The 19,173-nt window shown below is 71.6% G+C and carries 23 protein-coding genes; 9 read left to right on the top strand and 14 right to left on the bottom strand.

Going from position 1 to position 19,173, the window contains the following annotated elements:
* Positions 1 to 54: 54 nt before the first annotated feature.
* The 4 genes from ABTY15_RS01080 to ABTY15_RS01065 form a co-directional block, all read right to left on the bottom strand.
* Positions 55 to 678 carry a ScbR family autoregulator-binding transcription factor gene (locus ABTY15_RS01080; protein WP_350574208.1) on the bottom strand — a complete coding sequence of 208 codons (624 nt, stop codon included), beginning with the start codon at positions 676 to 678 and terminating at the stop codon, positions 55 to 57.
* Between the two features lie 217 nt (positions 679 to 895).
* Entirely contained in the window at positions 896 to 1,105 is a 210-nt protein-coding gene (locus ABTY15_RS01075) for an acyl-CoA carboxylase subunit epsilon (RefSeq protein WP_350574206.1), read from the bottom strand.
* Positions 1,106 to 1,231: 126 nt separating this feature from the next.
* Positions 1,232 to 2,833, bottom strand: a complete 1,602-nt coding sequence (locus tag ABTY15_RS01070; RefSeq protein ID WP_350574204.1) for an acyl-CoA carboxylase subunit beta — start codon at positions 2,831 to 2,833, stop codon at positions 1,232 to 1,234.
* A gap of 451 nt (positions 2,834 to 3,284) precedes the next feature.
* Positions 3,285 to 3,698: a PLD nuclease N-terminal domain-containing protein gene (locus tag ABTY15_RS01065; RefSeq protein WP_350574202.1), complete on the bottom strand. Its 414-nt coding sequence runs from the start codon at positions 3,696 to 3,698 to the stop codon at positions 3,285 to 3,287.
* A gap of 95 nt (positions 3,699 to 3,793) precedes the next feature.
* Between ABTY15_RS01065 and ABTY15_RS01060 the strand changes: the two genes are divergently transcribed.
* The 5 genes from ABTY15_RS01060 (at position 3,794) to ABTY15_RS01040 (ending at position 7,731) form a co-directional block, all read left to right on the top strand.
* Positions 3,794 to 5,251: a menaquinone biosynthesis decarboxylase gene (locus ABTY15_RS01060; protein ID WP_350574200.1), complete on the top strand. Its 1,458-nt coding sequence runs from the start codon at positions 3,794 to 3,796 to the stop codon at positions 5,249 to 5,251.
* Entirely contained in the window at positions 5,248 to 6,147 is a 900-nt protein-coding gene (gene mqnP / locus ABTY15_RS01055; RefSeq protein ID WP_350574198.1) for a menaquinone biosynthesis prenyltransferase MqnP, read from the top strand. The genes ABTY15_RS01060 and mqnP overlap by 4 nt, the downstream gene beginning before the upstream one ends.
* A 91-nt stretch (positions 6,148 to 6,238) precedes the next feature.
* The gene (locus ABTY15_RS01050; RefSeq protein WP_350574195.1) at positions 6,239 to 7,114 is read left to right on the top strand and encodes a helix-turn-helix domain-containing protein; all 876 of its coding nucleotides are present in this window, start codon (positions 6,239 to 6,241) and stop codon (positions 7,112 to 7,114) included.
* A complete protein-coding gene (locus ABTY15_RS01045; RefSeq protein ID WP_350574193.1) occupies positions 7,059 to 7,256 on the top strand; it encodes a DUF397 domain-containing protein in 198 nt (65 codons plus the stop codon). The genes ABTY15_RS01050 and ABTY15_RS01045 overlap by 56 nt, the downstream gene beginning before the upstream one ends.
* Position 7,257: 1 nt before the next feature.
* Positions 7,258 to 7,731 (top strand): HIT family protein, encoded by a 474-nt coding sequence (locus ABTY15_RS01040; protein ID WP_350574191.1) that lies wholly within the window; start codon positions 7,258 to 7,260, stop codon positions 7,729 to 7,731.
* 122 nt (positions 7,732 to 7,853) lie between these two features.
* Here ABTY15_RS01040 and ABTY15_RS01035 read toward each other — a convergent pair whose 3' ends face one another.
* The 4 genes from ABTY15_RS01035 to ABTY15_RS01020 form a co-directional block, all read right to left on the bottom strand.
* The gene (locus ABTY15_RS01035) at positions 7,854 to 8,570 is read right to left on the bottom strand and encodes an alpha/beta fold hydrolase (RefSeq protein ID WP_350574189.1); all 717 of its coding nucleotides are present in this window, start codon (positions 8,568 to 8,570) and stop codon (positions 7,854 to 7,856) included.
* A gap of 88 nt (positions 8,571 to 8,658) precedes the next feature.
* The gene (locus ABTY15_RS01030) at positions 8,659 to 10,143 is read right to left on the bottom strand and encodes an amidase (RefSeq protein ID WP_350574187.1); all 1,485 of its coding nucleotides are present in this window, start codon (positions 10,141 to 10,143) and stop codon (positions 8,659 to 8,661) included.
* A 94-nt stretch (positions 10,144 to 10,237) separates the two neighbouring features.
* Positions 10,238 to 10,699 (bottom strand): DUF2690 domain-containing protein, encoded by a 462-nt coding sequence (locus ABTY15_RS01025; RefSeq protein ID WP_350574185.1) that lies wholly within the window; start codon positions 10,697 to 10,699, stop codon positions 10,238 to 10,240.
* Between the two features lie 524 nt (positions 10,700 to 11,223).
* A complete protein-coding gene (locus tag ABTY15_RS01020) occupies positions 11,224 to 11,574 on the bottom strand; it encodes a hypothetical protein (protein ID WP_350574183.1) in 351 nt (116 codons plus the stop codon).
* Between the two features lie 322 nt (positions 11,575 to 11,896).
* Between ABTY15_RS01020 and ABTY15_RS01015 the strand changes: the two genes are divergently transcribed.
* A complete protein-coding gene (locus ABTY15_RS01015) occupies positions 11,897 to 12,754 on the top strand; it encodes a hypothetical protein (RefSeq protein ID WP_350574181.1) in 858 nt (285 codons plus the stop codon).
* A 122-nt stretch (positions 12,755 to 12,876) separates the two neighbouring features.
* Positions 12,877 to 13,281: a carbohydrate-binding module family 14 protein gene (locus ABTY15_RS01010; RefSeq protein ID WP_350574179.1), complete on the top strand. Its 405-nt coding sequence runs from the start codon at positions 12,877 to 12,879 to the stop codon at positions 13,279 to 13,281.
* Between the two features lie 10 nt (positions 13,282 to 13,291).
* Here ABTY15_RS01010 and ABTY15_RS01005 read toward each other — a convergent pair whose 3' ends face one another.
* Positions 13,292 to 14,158 (bottom strand): NAD(P)H-binding protein, encoded by an 867-nt coding sequence (locus ABTY15_RS01005; protein WP_350574178.1) that lies wholly within the window; start codon positions 14,156 to 14,158, stop codon positions 13,292 to 13,294.
* 81 nt (positions 14,159 to 14,239) lie between these two features.
* On the opposite strand from ABTY15_RS01005, the gene ABTY15_RS01000 reads away from it, so the two are divergent.
* Positions 14,240 to 15,142 carry an AraC family transcriptional regulator gene (locus ABTY15_RS01000; protein WP_350574176.1) on the top strand — a complete coding sequence of 301 codons (903 nt, stop codon included), beginning with the start codon at positions 14,240 to 14,242 and terminating at the stop codon, positions 15,140 to 15,142.
* 60 nt (positions 15,143 to 15,202) lie between these two features.
* Here ABTY15_RS01000 and ABTY15_RS00995 read toward each other — a convergent pair whose 3' ends face one another.
* Genes ABTY15_RS00995 through ABTY15_RS00985 form a run of 3 tightly spaced genes read right to left on the bottom strand, consistent with a single transcriptional unit; the run spans position 15,203 to position 16,812 of the window.
* Complete coding sequence (locus ABTY15_RS00995; RefSeq protein ID WP_350574174.1) at positions 15,203 to 15,958, bottom strand: alpha/beta fold hydrolase; 756 nt, start codon at positions 15,956 to 15,958, stop codon at positions 15,203 to 15,205.
* Positions 15,959 to 15,997: 39 nt separating this feature from the next.
* A complete protein-coding gene (locus ABTY15_RS00990; protein WP_350574172.1) occupies positions 15,998 to 16,138 on the bottom strand; it encodes a hypothetical protein in 141 nt (46 codons plus the stop codon).
* A 29-nt stretch (positions 16,139 to 16,167) separates the two neighbouring features.
* Complete coding sequence (locus tag ABTY15_RS00985) at positions 16,168 to 16,812, bottom strand: hypothetical protein (protein WP_350574170.1); 645 nt, start codon at positions 16,810 to 16,812, stop codon at positions 16,168 to 16,170.
* 88 nt (positions 16,813 to 16,900) lie between these two features.
* Here ABTY15_RS00985 and ABTY15_RS00980 point away from each other — a divergent pair, with 88 nt between their 5' ends.
* Positions 16,901 to 17,296, top strand: coding sequence for a VOC family protein (locus ABTY15_RS00980; RefSeq protein ID WP_350574168.1), 396 nt, complete (start codon positions 16,901 to 16,903; stop codon positions 17,294 to 17,296).
* On the opposite strand, the gene ABTY15_RS00975 is transcribed toward ABTY15_RS00980, so the two are convergent.
* Together ABTY15_RS00975 and ABTY15_RS00970 are read right to left on the bottom strand one after the other, a co-directional pair.
* Positions 17,293 to 18,282, bottom strand: a complete 990-nt coding sequence (locus ABTY15_RS00975) for an ABC transporter permease (protein ID WP_350574166.1) — start codon at positions 18,280 to 18,282, stop codon at positions 17,293 to 17,295. The genes ABTY15_RS00980 and ABTY15_RS00975 overlap by 4 nt on opposite strands.
* Positions 18,279 to 19,163 (bottom strand): ABC transporter ATP-binding protein, encoded by an 885-nt coding sequence (locus ABTY15_RS00970; protein WP_350574164.1) that lies wholly within the window; start codon positions 19,161 to 19,163, stop codon positions 18,279 to 18,281. The genes ABTY15_RS00975 and ABTY15_RS00970 overlap by 4 nt, the downstream gene beginning before the upstream one ends.
* Positions 19,164 to 19,173: the final 10 nt, after the last annotated feature.

The raw sequence follows: 19,173 nt of genomic DNA, 5'->3' as shown, positions 1-19,173 counted from the left end.
GGCGGGCCGCGCCGGAACGACCGCCGCAGCGGCCGCAGCGGCCCGCCAGGCCCGTCAGGACGGGCTGGGGACGCGCTCGGCGACGCTCAGCCGGGCGAGCGCGTGCGGCTGGACCAGCCCGGGCAGCAGCAGCGTCCACATGTCCGACATCCGCTGGATCAGGTCCTGTCGGTCGGTCAGCACCTGCGAGCTCAGCTGGATCCCGGTGACGGCCCCGGTGATCACCCCGGCCGCCGCGGTCAGGTCGATCCCCGGGTGCAGGTCCCCGGCGTCCCGGGCGCGCTCCAGCAGCCCGCGGGCCACGTCCGACCAGCCCTGGTAGGCGGCGATCTGCGGCTGGGTGAAGCTGCCGTGCTCGATCGTCAGCCGGATGCTGCCGCGCACCAGCGGATCGTCCTGGAGGGCGTGCGCGAAGGCGTAGCCGAGGTCGATCAGGGTCTGTACGGGGCTGTCCGAGGACGGCTGCCAGGTGCCCAGCCAGGCGCCCTGGCCCTCGATGACGGCGAGCGCCAGCTCCTCCTTGGAACGGAAGTGGAAGTACAGCGCGCCCTTGGTGACGCCGGCCCGGTCCAGGATCTCGGACATCGTGGCGGCGGCGTAGCCGCGCTCGTCGAACACCTCGGCCGCCGCGAGGAGTACCGCCTGGCGGGTCGCCAGTGCGCGGGCCTGCCTGGCCATCGCAGCCTCCCTGGATAGTTCTGGTCCCTCGGCAGCGGCCGATCCTATGGGGGGCCGACGGGGCGGCGGGCCGAAACCGTCCAGTAGGTATTCTACCGATCCTTCCGGGGGCTGGACCGGACGGTGTTTTCCGGGCCCCCGGAGCGGCCCGGCGGGGGAAAACCGGACGGCCGGCCACCCGGGCGGGTGACCGGCCGTCGCAGGAGGTTCCGGGTCGTCAGGCGGCCTGCTGCCAGCTGACCGGCGAGTAGTAGGCCGGGCGGCGCTCCAGGCGCTGCCAGTTGGCGATCGGCTCGACCGGCGCGACCGAGGCGGCCTGCTGCGCGGCGGCCGCGCGGGCCATCAGCACGGCGGTGAGGGCGGCCAGCTCCTCGTCGGAGAGGGAGCCGCGGACGATGCGGACGAGGGGTTCGGCGGAAGCGGTCATGATCTGGTTTCTCCCCCGGTGACTGTGGTGTGGTGGTGTCGCTCGGTGCTGCGAGTCGCTACTGCTCGTCGCTACTGGGTGTCGCTCGGACGTGCGCGTCGCCCCGGAGGGCGGGACCGCCGGCTGCTACATCGGCGGGTTGCCGTGCTTGCGGCTGGGCAGGTCGGCGTGCTTCGTGCGGAGCATGGACAGGGCCGAGGCGATCACCTGGCGGGTCTCGGCGGGGTCGATGACGTCGTCCACGAGGCCGCGCTCGGCCGCGTAGTACGGGTGCATCAGCTCGTTCTTGTATTCCTTGATCTTCTGGGCCCGCATGGCGTCCGGGTCCTCGGCGCCGTTGATGTCGCGGCGGAAGATCACGTTGGCGGCGCCCTCGGCGCCCATGACGGCGATCTCGTTGGTCGGCCAGGCGTACGAGAGGTCGGCGCCGATGGAGCGCGAGTCCATGACGATGTAGGCACCGCCGTAGGCCTTGCGCAGGATCAGCTGGATGCGCGGCACGGTGGCGTTGCAGTAGGCGTACAGCAGCTTGGCGCCGTGCCGGATGATGCCGTCGTGCTCCTGGTCGACACCGGGCAGGAAGCCCGGCACGTCGAGCATGGTGACCAGCGGGATGTTGAAGGCGTCGCACATCTGGACGAAGCGCGCGGCCTTCTCGCTGGCGTTGATGTCGAGCACGCCGGCCAGCGACTGCGGCTGGTTGGCGATGATGCCGGTGACGTGGCCGTCGATCCGCGCCAGCACGCACAGCACGTTGGTGGCCCAGCGCTCGTGGACCTCCAGGTACTCGCCGTGGTCGACGATCTCCTCGATCACCTTGCGCATGTCGTACGGGCGGTTGCCGTCCGCGGGCACCAGGTCGAGCAGGCTGTCGTTGCGGCGGTCGACCGGGTCGTCGCTGAGGACGGTCGGCGGCATCTCGCGGTTGTTCTGCGGCAGCAGCGACAGGAGGTAGCGGACCTCCTCGATGCAGGACTGCTCGTCGTCGTAGACGAAGTGCGAGACGCCCGAGACGCCGGCGTGGACGTCCGCGCCGCCGAGCCCGTTCTGGCTGATCTTCTCGCCGGTCACCGCCTGGACCACGTCCGGGCCGGTGATGAACATCTGCGAGGTCTCGCGGACCATGAAGACGAAGTCGGTCAGCGCGGGGGAGTACGCGGCACCGCCGGCGCACGGGCCGAGCATGACCGAGATCTGCGGGATGACGCCGGAGGCCTTGGTGTTGCGCTGGAAGATGCCGCCGTAGCCGGCGAGCGCGGTGACGCCCTCCTGGATGCGGGCGCCGGCGCCGTCGTTGAGCGAGACCAGCGGCGCACCGGCCGCGATGGCCATGTCCATGATCTTGTGGATCTTCTGCGCGTGGGCCTCGCCCAGGGCGCCGCCGAAGATCCGGAAGTCGTGCGCGTAGGTGAAGACGGTCCGGCCGTGCACGGTGCCCCAGCCGACGATCACGCCGTCGGTGTGCGGCTTCTTGGCCTCCAGGCCGAAGCCCTGGGCGCGGTGCCGGCGCAGCGGCTCGACCTCGTGGAAGGAGCCCTCGTCCAGCAGCAGCTCGATGCGCTCGCGGGCGGTCAGCTTGCCCTTCGCGTGCTGGGCCTCGGTGGCCTTCTCGCTGGGGCCGCGCCGCACCTTCTCGCGCAGCTCGTGAAGCTCGGCGACCCGTCCGCGGGCGTCGGCCGGCATCTCGGGGATCTCGTCTCCGACCGGCGCCTCATGCACAACCGTCATCTCGAACCACTCCAAGGGTGAGGGAACTGTCCGACAGCCAACGTCTGCTGTGCCCCCGGCTGCGAATCACTTTCTTCACTTATGACTGTACGAGGGGCCGTGCGTTGGTTTCGGCGTCGATTCCGTACAAGGTCGGGTCCGTTTAGATGTCAGGCCTGCACAGAAGTCGCGGGGTCGAAGCCGATGCGCTCGGTGTCCGTTCGAATACCGGGGGTTGTCGGGCAAATGATGGTCCGATGATCTGAGCGTGAAGAAAAGCGCAGGTCAGGGCCGTCGTTGACTAGCCTAAGCGGGGCGTCTTGCGCCTTGCTCAAGCTCTGCTCAAGCAGGGCACCGGAGCGGTCACGGTCCGTGCCGCCACCCCTGGAGTCGTAGGGAAGCGCCAAAAACGCCACAGCCCACCCGATGCCGCCCGGGTGGGCTGTCCGAGGGAGTCCGCGAGCGGCTCCGGTCAGCTCTTACGGCCGTCCTCCGGCTCGTCCTTGCCGCGCAGCTCCTGCTCGCGCCGGCGGAGATCGGCCTCCCACTGCTTGAGCATGTCCTCGTGCTCCTTGTCGCTCTTCTTCAACGAGGCCAGGAACTCGGGGTCGTCGTCCGGCGCCAGCGGACGGCCGTCGGGCCGGAGGCCGGGGCGGTCGGCCCGTGCACGGTCGTCCGGTCCCCCCTCGGCGGCCACCCGCAGGCCGCGCCGCTTTCCGGCCACCAGCCAGGCGATCGGGCCCAGCGGCGGGAACAGCAGCACGATGATTACCCACAGCGGCTTCTGGAGGTGCTTCACCTCGTCCTCGGGCGTGGACAGGCAGTCGATGAACGCCCACACCCAGAGGGCCAACGGGAGAACGATGGTCAGCAGGATCCTCGGCACGGCGGTGATCTCCCCCCGGACGACGGCGGTTGCGACGGGCGCCTTACCGGGGCCCTTGACCGAGCCAGGCTATCGGGTGGCGGATACTGACAGGCATGGCATACGACGATCTCCGCTCGTTCCTGCGGGCACTCGACCGCGAGGGCGACCTCAAGCGCATCAAGGCAGAGGTGGACCCGCACCTGGAGATCGGCGAGATCGTCGACCGGGTGCAGAAGGCCAAGGGCCCCGCGCTGCTCTTCGAGAACGTCAAGGGCTCGTCGATGCCGCTCGCGATGAACGTCTTCGGCACCGAACGGCGCCTCGCCAAGGCGCTCGGCCTCAAGGGCCCGGAGGACATCGCCGAGAAGATCGCCGGCCTGCTCAAGCCCGAACTGCCGCAGGGCTTCACCGGTTTCCGGGACGCCTTCGGCAAGCTCGCCTCGATGGCCCACGTGCCGCCGAAGCACGTGAAGTCCGGCGACGCCCCGGTCCAGGAGGTCGTGCTCACCGGCGACGACGTCAACCTGGACGAGCTGCCCGCCCTCTTCACCTGGCCGCTGGACGGCGGCTCCTTCTTCAACCTGGGCCTCACCCACACCAAGGACCCCGACACCGGCATCCGCAACCTGGGCCTCTACCGGCTCCAGCGGCACGACCGCCGGACCATCGGCATGCACTGGCAGATCCACAAGGACAGCCGCAACCACGCCGCGGTGGCGGCCAAGCGCGGCGAGCGCCTGCCCGTCGCGATCGCCTTCGGCTGCCCGCCCGCCGTCACCTACGCGGCCACCGCGCCGCTGCCCGGGGACATCGACGAGTACCTGTTCGCGGGCTTCGTCGCGGGCGAGCGGGTGAAGATGGTCGACTGCAAGACCGTGCCGCTCCAGGTCCCGGCCGACGCCGAGGTGGTGCTGGAGGGCTGGCTGGAGCCCGGCGAGCTGCTGCCCGAGGGCCCGTTCGGCGACCACACCGGCTTCTACACCCCGCAGGAGCCGTTCCCCGCGCTGACGATCGACTGCGTGACGATGCGCCGCCGCCCGATCCTCCAGTCCATCGTGGTCGGCCGCCCGCCGACCGAGGACGGCCCGCTGGGCAAGTTCACCGAGCGGTTCTTCCTGCCGCTGCTGAAGATCATCATCCCGGACATCGTCGACTACGACCTGCCCGAGGCCGGCGGCTTCCACAACTGCGTGATCGTCTCGATCGACAAGAAGTACCCCAAGCACGCCCAGAAGACGATGCACGCCATCTGGGGCGCGCACATGATGTCGCTGACCAAGCTGATCATCGTGGTGGACGCCGACTGCGACGTGCACGACTACCAGGAGGTGGCGTGGCGGGCGTTCGGCAACGTCGACTACAGCCGTGACCTCACGGTGGTGGAAGGGCCGGTCGACCACCTCGACCATGCCTCGTACCAGCAGTTCTGGGGCGGCAAGGCGGGCATCGACGCCACCCGCAAGCTGCCGGAGGAGGGGTACACCCGGGACGGCGGCTGGCCGGAGATGGTGTCCTCCGACCCGGCGACGGCCGAGCTGGTGTCGCGTCGCTGGAAGGAGTACGGGCTGTGAGCACGGCCTCCGCCGTCGAGACCCCGGGGCGTGCCCGGGCCTTCCTGCGGCTGGTGATGATCGAGCACTCGGTCTTCGCGCTGCCCTTCGCCTACATCGCCGCGCTGACGGCCATGTTCCTCGCCGACAAGCGGGTGCACTGGGGCCAGCTGTTCATCGTCACCGTGTGCATGGTCGGGCTGCGGACCTTCGCGATGGCCGCCAACCGGATCATCGACCGCGAGATCGACGCCCGGAACCCGCGTACCGCGGGGCGTGAACTGGTCACCGGCGCGGTGTCGTTGAAGACCGCGTACATCGGCTCGGCGGTCGCGCTGGTGGTCTTCCTCGGCGCGGCGGCCCTGCTCAACCCGCTCTGCCTGGCGCTCGCGCCGGTGGCGGTGGTGCCGATGGTGGTCTACCCGTACGGCAAGCGGTTCACCGACTTCCCGCAGGCGATCCTGGGACTCGCGCAGGCCATGGGGCCGGTGGGGGCCTGGCTCGCGGTGACCGGGTCGTGGTCGTGGGAAGCCGTGGTGCTGGGGGTCGCGGTCGGCATCTGGATCGGCGGCTTCGATCTGATCTACGCCTGCCAGGACGTCGAGTCGGACCGGCAGGGCAAGGTGCGGTCGGTGCCCGCGCGGTTCGGGGTGCCGGCGGCCATCCGGGGCGCGCGGGTGTGCCACGTCCTGACAACGCTTCTGTTGGGCTGGTTCGCGCTCCTGACGGATGCGGGGGCGGCATTCTGGGTGGGGCTGGTGGTGGTTGCCGGGGCGTTCCTGTACGAGCACACCATCGTGAAGCCGAACGACCTGTCGAAGCTCAACCGGGCGTTCTTCCAGACCAACGGGTTCGTGGGGATTTCGCTGTTCGTGTTCGCGCTGCTGGACCTGATCATTCGCGGGCTCGGGATCTGATCCCTACAGCGTCACTGTTTGTATCGACTCCGTGGCTGTGAGTGCTTATCGTCGATCCCAACAACGGTCTCGTTGAAGGGGAGTTGCACTCATGGCGAAGGACTTCGACCCGTCGGACGCCCCGCGCCGGTACTACGGCGAGGAGCTGAGGAGGCTCAGGGAGGCGGCGGGGCTGACCCAGGAGGCCCTGGGGAAGCTGGTGTTCTGCTCGGGCGGGTACATCGGGCAGATGGAAGTGGCGGTGCGCAAGCCGCAGAAGGACCTGTCGGAGTACTTGGACAACGTGCTCAAGACGGACGGGCACTTCCAGCGGATGTACGAGATGGTGCGGAAGTCCTCGCGCTACGAGGACTACTTCGCCGAGGTAGTTGAACTCCAGTCCTCGGCGGAGAGCATCAGTCAGTTCTCGCCGTTGCTGGTGCCCGGCCTGATGCAGACGGCGGACTATGCGAGAGCTCTGTTCGAGTCGGCTAATCCGCTCCGGAAGGAAGTGGCCAACGAGGAGTTGGTTGCTGCTCGACTGGCTCGATCCGCGATTCTCGACGGAGCGAAGGCGCCGCTGTACTGGGCGATCCTGGACGAAGCGGTACTTCGTCGGCCAGTTGGCGGCCCTGCCATCATGGCGCGGCAGATGACGTACCTCGTCGACTTGGTCCGCAACAGGACGGCCATCATCCAGGTGGTGCCGTTCTCCGCTGGCGCGTACGCCTTGATGGAAGGTTCGGTCTGCCTGATGACCTTCGAGGAGGCGCCGCCCACGGTCTATCTCGAAGGGCCGCAGAGCGGGGGCCTGGTGGACGATCCGTCTCTGGTGAGGAACTTCATGCTGGCCTACGATCTGGTCAGGGCTGCCGCGTTGTCGCCGGAGGCGTCCCGTGCTCTGATCGAGTCGGCGGCGGAGGACTACGCGAATGCACCGAACCGAGCAGTGGCGCAAGAGCAGCTACAGCGGCGGCAGCGGCAGTAACGACTGTATCGAGGTCGACGATGCCCGCCCGGGTTCGGTTCGCGACTCCAAGGACCCGGAGGGGCCTCGCCTCCGCTTCACGCCCGCCGCCTGGCAGTCCTTCGTCACCGCCGTCCGTGACGGCGAGTTCAGCACGATCTGACGTGACGTCGCCCGACTGGCGTGCCGACCGCGTCGGCAGCGCGCTGCGGGGTGAGAACCCCACCGTGCTGCGGCGGTTGGGGGCCGGCTTCGCCGTCATCGGGGACGTCCAGTTCCTGCCCGGCTACGCGGTCCTGCTGACCGACCAGCCGGGCGTCGAACGCCTCACCGACCTGCCCCGCCCGCGCCGCCTCGCGTACCTCGCCGACCTCGACCGGCTCGGCGAGGCGGTGGAACGGGCCTGCCGCGCCGCCGACCCGGCTTTCCGCCGGGTCAACCTCGAAATCCTGGGCAACAAGGACCCGTTCCTGCACGCGCACATCTGGCCGCGCTACGAGTGGGAGCCCGCGTACCTGGTCGAGAAGCCCGTCTGGCTCTACCCGCCCGACCACTGGCGTGACCCCCAGTACGCCCTCACCCCGGCCTACGCCCCGCTTCGGGCGGCCATCTCCGCCGAACTCGACGCGCTGGCGTAGGCCAGGTCGCTCCGATCATGAGCGGAGCCACGGCTCGGATGTCTTGGGCTTGTCGGCTCCACGGTTGAGTGGGACGTCGGATCCGCCGGCCGTCCGGCGCTCGCGGCCGCCCGCAGCCGGGGTCAGTTGTCGTACAGGCCGCTACCCTCGCCCTTCGCGGCGCGCTCCAGCACGTCCGCCAGCTCCAGCGGCGCGGACAGCATCGGGTAGTGGCCGGTCGGCAGTTCGAAGAAGGTCACCCCGGGCTCGGCGAGCTTCGCGAACCGGGGCAGCCCGGTGGCGTGCAGCGTCCGGGCGAACTCGATGCTCAGCCCGCTCGCCCGGCAGAACACGCCGGTGGTCGGCACCCGCAGCCAGTCGCCGGTCAGCTCGATCGGATCGGTGACCGTCCGCACCGGCTGCGGGGTGGCCAGCCGGCGCCAGCGCTCGTGCTCCGCCTCCGGCACCCCGTGCACCGCCGGGATCTCCTTCGGCACCGGGACGACGTCACCCGTTGCCCCCGCCAGCAGGTCCAGCTGCGGCATCTGCGTCTCCACCGACTCGCCCGACTCCGGGGAGCCGGTGTCCACGAACACCAGCCGCGACACCAGCTCCGGCCGCCGGTCCGCCGCCGCGACGCCCGGGAACGCGCCGTAGCTGTGCGCCACCAGCACCGCCCCCGGGCCCTCCGCCGCGAGCACCTCCGCCACCGCGTCGGCATGCGACGCCAGCGTGGCCCCCGCCTCCGTCGGCAGCGTCACCGGCACCGCCCGGTGCCCCCGCGCCGCCAGCTCGGCGGCCACCGCCTCCCACGCCCAACCACCCAGGAACAGCCCGGGAACCAGCACGAACGTCGCCATCACACACCCCTCTCGGCAGCCGCACCCTGCGACCGATCGGGACGGTACGACCTCCCCCCGGGGGAGATTCCAGCACCGGTGGAGTCGGCTACGGGAACTCTCGGTATGCCTGCGGTGCGTATGTCTGCGGTGCCTGGAAGCCGCCGATCTCCTCCTCCAGCAGTTCGGCCAGCCGCAGTACCGTGCGGTCCTCGAACATCGGACCGATGAGCTGCACTCCCACCGGCAGACCCTCGGGGGACCGGCCCGTTGGTACGGCGGTGGCGGGTAGGCCGGGCATGGTGGCCAGACCGGCCCAGACGAGCTGGTCGAAGTACGGGTACTCGACGCCGTCGATGTCGATCCGGCGTTCCAGCGGATCGGGGTTGTGGTCGTGCGGGAACGCGGGAGTGGGCGTGATCGGACACACCACGGCGTCGAACTCGGCGAAGAGCTGCCGCCAGCCGTGGCGGTGGAGCTCGCGGCCGTTGTTCGCCTCGATCCAGTCGAGGTGGCTGAGCACCATGCCGCGCAGCCGCGCCGCATCGAGGCTCTGGTCGTCCGGGCTCAGTCCGGCGGCGCGGGTCCGCAGCTGCTCGGTCGCCTCGACGGGAAAGTGCGCGGTGGAGCCCGAGAACAGGAACCGCGTGTAGAGCGTCGCGGCTTCGGCCAGATCGGGCAGCAGCGCACTGTGTCGTGCGACGCGGGCGCCGCCGTCGACGAGCGCGTCGGCCACCCGGTTCACGCCCGCCCGGACGGCGGACCCGGTCGGAATGAGCGGATGCTCCTCGAGGACCAGGACCCGGAAGTCGCGGAGCCGCTCGTGGCGCGCGGGCGGCAGCGACAACTCGTACGCCACACCGCGGGTCAGCGGGTCCGGTCCGGCCATGACGTCGAGCAGGAGCGTGAGGTCGCGGGCCGTGCGCGCCATCGGCCCGACGACGGCGAGGTCGAGGTCGACCGGCAGGGCCGGTGCGAGCGGCGGGACCATGCCGCGGTTCGCGGCCAGCCCGAGGGTCGGCTTGTGTGCGTAGACACCGCAGAAATGCGCGGGGGTGCGCAGCGAACCGGCGAGGTCGGAACCGATGGACAGCGCGCCGAATCCGCACGCCAGGGCCGCCGCGGATCCGCCGGAGGATCCACCCGACGTGCGGCCGTGGTCCCACGGGTTGTTGGTGGTGCCGTAGATCGCGTTGAAGCTCTGGATGTCTTGCAGCCCCAAGGGCACATTGGTCTTACCGAGCACCACCGCGCCCGCGGCCTTGAGCCTGGACACCTGCACGGCGTCCTCGGCCGGCAGGTGGTTCCGGTGTTGCGGCATGCCCCAGGTCGTGGGCATTCCGGTGACGTTGTAGGACTCCTTGACCGTCACCGGAATGCCGAGCAGCGGCCGGTCCTCGCCGCGGGCGCGGGCCTGGTCGGCACCGCGCGCGGCGGCCCGCGCGCGGTCGAAGTCCGGCAGGCAGATCGCGTTGATCGCCTCGTCGTCCCGCTCGATACGGGCGATCGCCGCGTCGACCAGTTCCGCCGAGGTCACTTCACCGGCACGCAGGGCAGCCGCGAGCCTTTCGGCCGTCTGAAAGTTCCAGTCCATGGATCGGACCGTAACGAGCCCTCGAACAGGCCACGAAATGCCGGTTCGCACAACAGGCTTGACGTATCGATGCCCGTCAGCGATTCCGGGTCTCTCAGTAGCTTCCGGTGCTCTCCGAGGAGATGTGGTTCCACATGTCGTGGACCCACCCGGTGGCGAAGCCGGTCACGCCGGCGTCGTTGAGCATCGGGGTGTAGCAGCTGTACCCGCCGAGGCTGTCGTTCCAGTTCCCGCTGGCGATCGTGCACTGCTGGTAGGCGTTGTCCGAGTTGCGGTAGACCTGGGACATGCCGATGCCGACGCCCTTGTACGCGATCACGCGGCCCCAGATCGTCCGGCAGGACGGGCTGTAGCGGAGCTGGATCTTCCCGTCGTACGAGTTGGTGTACCCGTCCCAGATCTGCGCCTCCTTCGCGGTGATCGCGTCACCCGCGCAGCCCGCCGAGATCGGGTCCTGCCCGTCGCGGGCCGCAGCCTGCGCGTTCCCCGCGAGCCCGAGGCCGAGGAGGAGGGAGACGGCCGTCACGGCCGCTGCCTTCGTCGCGAGCGTCTTCATGTGTGCACCTCGAAATGTGTTCGTGCCGGGTAATCGGCGCTCTCGCAACAAGCTGTGTGCTGTGCGCGGCCACCTGATGATCATGGTGAACCCGGCAGGAGGGCGGCCGCCACGGTCTCACGTCCCAGATCTGGCGGTATGTCGTCTCACTCCTGTGACCTGCGGCTTTCCAGTTGCTCCGCGGCGTTGTGAGACGGTATGCGAGTTCGAGGGGGCGCCTCACCGGCTGCGCCAGGGGGCACGCTCGCGGGCCGGGCCACGGCCATGGCGATCATGCCGGCGGTGGAGTCACCTGGCAGACGACCACGAGCGCAAGCCGGGGAACGACGTAGTACGTGAAGAGGCCCCCGGCGACGTCGATGCACTGCATCGGCTCGCCGCTGCCCTCGTGGCGGATCCGTCCAGGTGGAGCGCTTCGGCGGCTCGGACGAGCTCCTCGGCCTTGTGCTCGACGGCAGCGAGGAAGGCGGCTGGTGCGCCGCCGGTGACGCGTTCCTTGCTGGGGAGGTACTCCCAGCCCCAGCTCACCCGTTCACCGCTGCGAATGCCGAACGGTAGAGCTCGGCGACCTCGACGGCGTGTGCCCGGCACTCCTCGACCGACGGGGCGTGGTTGGCCAGGTAGTTCGCCCGGTGATACGCCTTTGCGGTGTCCTGGACCCGCTCGATCTCCACGACCGCGGCCCAGTGCGCGACGAAGGAGAGGATCGGGCTGACGCTGCCCTCCTTGATGGCCGCCGCCATGGCGCCGGTCTGCCCCTCGACCATCTCGGGGAGCCGATCCGGGGCGACGACGGCAAGCGCGGCCTTGAGTGCGGCCGGGGTCTTGTCGGGCCGGGGGATCAGTCCGATGCCGTCCGGTGCTGGCTGACTCATGGGGCACTCCTCTCGTCCCGTGCGGGCCTACTCGCCGCCGACGCGCCCAGCAGCGGTCCGGCATGCGGTTGCGGACTGGGAGGCGGCACCGCGACGTGCCTGGCATGGCGGGGGCATCTACCGGCGACGCTTCGCTGAAGGTGACGCTTGCGGCGCGCGGGAATGGCCGCGCGCCCCTGGGTGCTTCGCGCGCTGACTGGACGTCAATCTCGTTAACACTGGCTGCTATCGGCGTGTTACGTTCCGTCGCGCAAGCAGAAAAGAGAAGACCCCGGCGGCGCGGAAACACCCCGGGGTCTGGCACCAGGAGCTGACACTCCCCATGCAGATTCATCGTAGCGTGCACGCGCGCTTTTTCACCGTTCTTCCGAATGGTCTCCTCCAGGACCGCCGCCTCAGCTACACCGCTCGCGGCCTCCTCGCGGATCTCCTCTCCCGCCCGGACGGCTGGCGGGAGGACGGCCGGCAGATGGCCGACAGCAGCACTCAGGGGCGCGGGGCCGTCCGGCGGGCGCTCAACGAGCTGAAGGCTGCCGGGTATTACCGGGTCGAGACGGTGCGGCTGCCCGACGGGACGGTCCGCTCCTATGCGCATGTCTTCGACACTCCCCAGCTTGTGGCGGGACCGGGTGTCCCCCTCCCGGCGGCCGGTTCACCCGAACCCGGTCGCTCTGACGCCCCTTATGTAAAGAACCCGGAAGAAGTACCCACCCTCCCCGTCGAGTTGACGCAGCCGGACCCGCAGGTCCGGGAGGCGGTCGCGGCGCTGTTCCGGGTCGTCCGCCGCGAGCCCCGGCTGCGGCTCGGCGAGCGCGAGGCGGCCGCGCTCGCGCCGCTGGTCGCCGAGTGGCTGGCGCGCGGCTGCTCGGAGGCCGACCTGGCGCACGCCCTGCTGCCTGCGCTGCCGCAGCCGATGCACTCCCCGGCAGGCGTGCTCCGCGACCGCCTGCAACGCAAGCTCCCGCCGCCCCGGCCACCGGACGCCGCGCCCGGGCGCCATGAATGCGCGGAGTGCCGGGATCCGGTGCCCTCCCCGGGCATCTGCCGGGCCTGCGCGGGCGTGGGGGCGAGAACCGTCACGACAACAGCCGGCACGGTCGCCGAGGTCGCCCGACGTGGAGCCGCCCTGGCCCGTGCCGCGCTGAGAGCGGGTGCGGGTCTGGCCCTCCCCGCCGCCTGAGGTGGGCAGCGGGCGGCCGTGTCCCGGTGGGGACGGCGTCGTTGGGCCGGGTGCGTGATCTTGCCCGGGGTGGGGCGCCCGGGCGTGGGTGTCCGGCTCGGGCCCGACCCGAGGGGAAACCGATGACGAAGCCGAGTGTCCGGCGCGCGCTGACGGCGTCCGCCATGACCGGCCTCTGCCTGGCCGCGCCGGCGGTGCCGCAGGCCGCCGCCGCGCAGCCGCGCGCGGAGCAGCCGTACGTGACCAAGCCGTGCCCCGGCGACCAGCAGTACTACCCGGACACCGACCCCGGGCGGTTCTGGGAGTGCAGCAACGGCATCGCCTACCGCTTCGACTGCCCGGCCGGCCTGCACTGGGACACCGAGCTCCTCACCTGCAACTACCCGGAGGCTGCGGGCGCCGTGCCGTCCCCGTCCGAGACCCGCGGCGCGCGACGGTCGGAGGCGGTGGGTCGGCCGAGGATCGAGACCAAGTACATCGCGGGGCAGGTCATCACGCACACCATCGTCAAGCCCCTGAAGTATTGACGGCCGTCGCTCACCGGAACAGGGCGGCGTGGTCGGCGGCCCAGGCCTGGAGCGGGCGGGGAGGGTGGCCGGTGACGTCCTGGACGGTGGTGGTCACCGGCTCGGGGGCGGCGATGCGGGCGTGGATGAAGTCCAGGGCGCCGTCGACGATGGCGGGCGGCCATCCGGTGTCGAGCATGCGGTGGCGGGCGGCCTCGCGGGGGATCTCCTCCCAGCGGGCCGGGCGGCCGACGGCCTCGCCGATGATCCGGACCTGTTCGGCCTGGGCCGGCGACTCCGGGCCGGTCAGCACGTAGCGGGCGCCGTCGTGGCCGTCCTCGACGAGGGCCCGCACCGCGACCGCCGCGATGTCGCGCTCGTCGATCAGGTTGAGCCCGGCCGCGCCGCCGAAGCCCCGGACGACGGCCTCGGTGCGGATCTCCTCGGCCCAGCGCAGGGTGTTGGCGGCGAAGCCGTGCGGGCGGAGGAAGGTGTGCCGGACGCCGCTCGCGGCGATCAGTTCCTCGATCTCGGCGTCCGGCCGTCCCGGCGACTCGGACCGCTGCCCGGGCACGTCCCGGACGGCGGCGGAGGAGAGGTAGACCACCCGGCCGACGTGCCCGGTCAGCGCCTTCACCGCGCCCGCCGCGCCCTCGGCGGTGGCGAACGGCCAGACCAGGAAGGCGGCGTCGGTGCCGTGGGCCGCCGCCTCCAGCGATGCCGGGTCGAGCAGGTCGCCCTGGACGTACCGGGGCTGCCGGGCCCGGTCGGGTTGCCGGGTCAGCGCCCGGACGCGGGTGCCGGAGGCGGTGAGCTGTAGGGCGACGTGCCGGCCGACGGTGCCGGCGGCGCCGACGACGAGGACGGTCGAGGGGGCGTCAGTTCGCTTCGGGGTCATGCTTCGAACGTACGCGAGGCGATTGAGACGCCCCATGCGTACGGATCTCGGCTTCATGCGCGATCGTCTACCGTCCTCGGTGTGGACGTGTTGAGCGATGTGGTGGCCACCCTGCGGACGGGGGAGCCGCGTTCGGCCCGGGTGGCCTGGCGGGCGCCGTGGGGGCAGCGGTTCCCGTCCGCGCCCGGCGCGGGGTTCCAGGTGGTCCTGGAGGGGTCCTGCTGGCTGCTGCCGGACGTCGGCGAGCCGGTCAGGCTCGCCGCCGGGGACGTGCTGTTCCTGCCGCGCGGCCACGGGCACGTGCTCGCCGACCACCCGTCCTCGCCGATCGCCGGGCCGGTCTGCGACCCGCACGCCGACGGCGGGTGGGAGGGCGGCACGGACGACGGGCCGGCCGACGCCGTCACCCTGTGCGGCGCCTACCAGCTGGACCCGGCCCGCGCGCACCCGCTGCTGCGGGACCTGCCGGACGTCCTGCACCTGCCCGGCCGGCACCCCGAGATCGGGGCGGCCGTCGGCCTGCTCGCCGGGGAGTTGCAGCGGCCCAGGCCGGGCTCGGCCGCCACGGTGCCCGCGCTGCTCGACATGCTGCTGCTGTTCATCCTGCGCACCTGGTCCGAGCAGCCGGCAGGGGGCCCGGAAGGCGGCTGGGCGGCGGCCCTGGCCGACCCCGCGCTGAGCCGCGCCCTCCAGGCCGTGCACGCCGAGCCGGGCCGGAGCTGGACGGTCGAGTCCCTGGCCGCCCGGGCCGGCCTCTCCCGCGCCGCCTTCGCCCGCCGCTTCACCGCCACGGTCGGCCGGCCGCCGCTCGCCTACGTCACCTGGTGGCGGATGGCCACGGCCGCCCGCCTCCTGCGCGACTCCGACCTCCCGCTCTCCACCCTCGCCACCCGCGTCGGCTACACCTCGGAGTTCGCCTTCTCGCACGCCTTCAAGCGCCACCACGGCCTCCCCCCGAGCCGCTACCGCACCGCAGCGGGCTGACGCCCCGGCGCTGCACAGGAAGTCGGCGGAGTCGACTTCCGGTGCAGCGCGGGAGCGGCCTCAGTTGTGGAGGAAGGCCTCCAGGGAGCCGGCCAGGGCGACCGGGGTCTCGTACATCGGGTAGTGGCCGCTGCCGCCGAGCTCCTCCAGTACGGCGTTGGGGTAGTGGCTGAGCCAGGTGCCGCGCATCACGTCGGCGGTCAGGGCGAGGTCGTGCTCGCCGACGATCACCTTGACGGGGACGGGGTTTCCGCTGATCCGGCGTTCCAGGTCGGCGGTCGCCCAGTCGCGGACGTAGCCGCCGAAGGCCTCCGGGGTGGAGAGCCGCAGCGACTGGTCGACCATGTGGTCGAGCCAGACCCGGCCGGCGCGCTGGCCGGTGACCAGGTCGAGGATCGCGTACCGCTTCGCCCGGTCCTCGGCGGCACCGTAGAACAACGCCTCGCCGTCGGCGTCCAGCGGGTACGCGCCGGCCGGGACGGGGGCCAGGCCGACCAGCTTGCGCACCCGCAGCGGGGCCTCGGCCAGCACCTGCTGGGCCGCCTTGCCGCCCATCGAGTGGCCGACCAGCGAGAAGCGCTCCCAGCCGAGTTGGTCGGCGAGGCTGAGTGCGTCGGTGGCGATCTCGGCGAGCGTGTACGCGCCGGGGACGTCCTTGCGCTCCCCGTAGCCCCGGTAGTCGAGGAAGGCGTAGCTGAAGGCGTCGCCGTCGAGGTAGTCGAGGAAGGGGCCCCAGCCGGCGCTGGTGCCGAACCAGTCGTGCAGCACCAGGACGTGGTGGTCGCCGGTGCCGGTCAAGCGGTGAGGGATCGTCATGCTGGCGGTCGTTCCCCGCCGGTGTGGGATTCGAACCGCTCAGTCGCCGTACGCGCGCAGGTCGAGCCGGAAGGCGAGGCCGGGGCGGCCGCCGACGACGGTGGGGCCGGTGGCGGTGAAGCCGGTGCGCTCCAGGACGGCGCGGGAGGCCGGGTTGGCGCTCCCGTCGACTGCGTCCACCAGGTTCACCCGGCCGACGGACGATGGCCCTACCGCGTCAGCCGGGGCGCCTCCGGGTGGTACGTGCGCTGGCGTTCGACCGGGGCCGTCGCGAAGTCCCCGGCGCCGTTGACGACTTCGCCCACGCCGACGTGGATCCGCTGGGCCCGGCCGAAGCCCTTGAGGACGCCGCCGCGGGCGTCCGGGTCGGGGTAGGTGCGGGAGCGGCCGGGTGCGAGGTCGACGGAGCGGGCGGAGATCGGCCCGAGGATCTGGGCGCCGTCGCCGATCCGGCTGCTGCCCAGCACCTCGGCGCCGTTGGCGATCCGGGTCCGGTCGCCGATCAGGATGGCGTCAATGGTGGTCGCGGTGATCTGGGTGCCGCCTTCGCCGATCAGCGAGTCGCGCCCGATGGTGATCCGCCCGCCGCTGCTCGCGGTGATCCGGGTGCCGCCGTGCAGGACGTTGCCGGGGCCGAGGGCGCAGCTGCTGCCTTCGTCGCACTCGATGACGACGCCCGGGTAGAGCAGGGTGTCCGGGCCGAGGCGCACCCGCCGGGAGACGATCACCGAGAACGGGTCGAGCACGGTGACGCCCTGGTCGGCGAGTTCGAGCAGCTCGGTGGGGGTCAGCAGCCCGCGTTCGCGGCGGATCCGCTCCAGCCGGGCCCACGGCTCCGATGCTCCTGTGATCATCCGATCATGGTCCCGACCGGGGCTGCGGCTGTCCACCGCCGCCCGAAACCCGCTTCCCCGGCCGCCGTCCGTCCGCGAGGATCGGGGCATGATCGGCAAGCTGGAGTGCATCGTCCTGGACTGCCCGGACCCGGCCGCGCTGGCCCGCTTCTACGCTGGCGTGCTGGGCGGTGCGGTCGACCGGCCGGATCCGCGCTGGTCGCTCGGCGAGGGCTGGTCCACCCTGCACCTGGACGGCGGCACGGTGCTCTGCTTCCAACGCGTCGACGGCTACCGCCCGCCGCGCTGGCCGGACCGGGACCACCCCCAGCAGGCCCACCTGGACGTCCACGTCGAGGACCTGGACGGCGCCGAGCGCGAGGTGCTCGCCCTCGGCGCCGTCCGCCTGCACGACGTCGGCCGGTGGCGGATCTTCGCCGACCCGGCCGGCCATCCGCTGTGCCTGATCCGCCCGGCCCGCGCGACCCCGGGCAGCACGATCTAGGCGATCCGCCGGATCCGCCGCACCGCCAGGAACAGCAGCAGCGCGGTCAGGGCGAGGAAGATCCCGGTCTCGATCGCCTGGAAGGTCCAGAAGCGGTCGGCCGGCTGGTACTCCTGCCAGTTGGTGTACGGGCCGGGGCCGAAGCCCTGCTGGGAGAGGTCGGCCACGCACCTGGCGCTGGCCTCGGTGCCGTCCTGGGCGCAGCCGATCTGGGCGTCCGGCATGACGAGCTCCCCGGTGCCGTTGCGCAGGCCGCTGGCGCGGACCCAGTCGCCCGTGAAGCGGTTGGCCAGGACCGGGCTGTCGATCGGGTAGGTCAGCGACTTGGCCGGCAGGTAGGACGGCCGGGCGAGCAGTTCGACCAGGGCCCGGACCGCGACGAACGCGACCAGCGAGATCCCCATCGCGGGCAGCACCTTGCGGCAGACCGTGCCGACCAGGATGCCGAGCGCCACCGCGAACAGCGTGTAGCCGATCGGTGCGGTGCCGTGGAGGTCGAACACCAGGTAGCGGAACCGGCCGAGGCCGTTGTCGGCCAGCGGCTGGAACCACCAGGAGACGCCGACCGCGTACACCACCGACAGGACCAGCGCCGCGCCGCCGACCAGGCCGAACTTGGTGACGATCCAGCGGCGGCGGCTGATGCCCTGGGTCCAGATCAGCCGGTGGGTGCCGTTCTCCACCTCGCGGGCGACCAGCGGGGCGCCGAGGAAGAGCCCGACCAGCAGCGGCAGCAGCAGGAACAGGATGGCGAGGAAGGGCATGGCCCCGTACTGGTTGTCGAACCGCTGGCTCAGCGCCTGGCAGTCGCCGCCGGTGGCGAGCCGGTCGTGACCGAGCCGGCGCAGGCAGTCGGCCAGACCGGAGTCCTTGAAGGCGGCCCGCATCGACAGGCCGGTGGGGATCACGGCGGCGGCGAGCACGGCCATCAGGACCGCCGTCCACAGGGCCTGCTTGCGGTGCTGGCGCCAGGTCAGCCAGATCACGCGGTCACCTCCGGGAGGGGGCGGGTGTCGGCTGCGCCCAGGTAGGCGAGCACGAGGTCTTCGAGGGTCACCTCGTGGACGGTCCAGAGGCTCTCGTCCAGCGGTCCGTCCGTCCGGACGAGCAGGGTGGACTGGCGCTCGGTGTGGCTGGCGCGGACGACCGCCGCCACGCCGGGGACGGCCTCCGCGCCGACCCGGGGGCCGACGATGGTGCGGTGCCCGGCGAGCAGGTCGTCCACCGAGCCGGTCAGCTGGACCTGCGCGGTCTGTAGCACGACCAGGTAGTCGCAGACCCGCTCCAGGTCGGCCAGCAGGTGCGAGGAGAGCAGCACGGTGGTGCCGAGGTCGGCGACGGCGCCCATCAGCTCCTGCATGAAGGCGTGCCGGGCGAGCGGGTCGAGCGCGGCCACCGGCTCGTCGAGCAGCAGCAGACGCGGCTGCTTGGCGAGCGCCAAGGCCAGTGCCACCTGGGCGCGTTGGCCGCCGGACAGGCTGCCGACCGGCTTGTCGAGGGGGATGCCGAGCCGGGCGAGCCGGTCCCGGGCGACGTCCGCGTCCCAGCGGCGGTTGAGCTTGCCGCCCATGGTGATCAGCTCGGCGGCGGTGAAGTCCGGGTAGAGCGGGGTGTCCTGGGCGACGAAGCCGATCTCGGCCAGCACCTCGGTGCCCGCGCGGGGGTCGCGACCGAAGACCCGCACCTGCCCCTCGTCCGGCTCCAGCAGGCCTACGGCGAGGTGCAGCAGGGTGGACTTGCCCGCGCCGTTCGGGCCGACCAGCGCGGCGATCCGCCCGGCCGGGAGCTGGAGCGAACAGCCCCTGAGGGCGGTGGAACGCCCGTATCTCTTGCCCAACTCGTGGGCTTCCAGCGCGACTTCCGTCATTTCTTCCCCC

It is taken from the genome of Kitasatospora sp. NPDC097643 (assembly GCF_040302625.1).
In the GTDB taxonomy this organism is placed as follows: Bacteria; Actinomycetota; Actinomycetes; order Streptomycetales; family Streptomycetaceae; genus Kitasatospora.
Note: the sequence above shows the minus strand (reverse complement) of the source record. Positions and strands in the feature narration are given on the sequence as shown.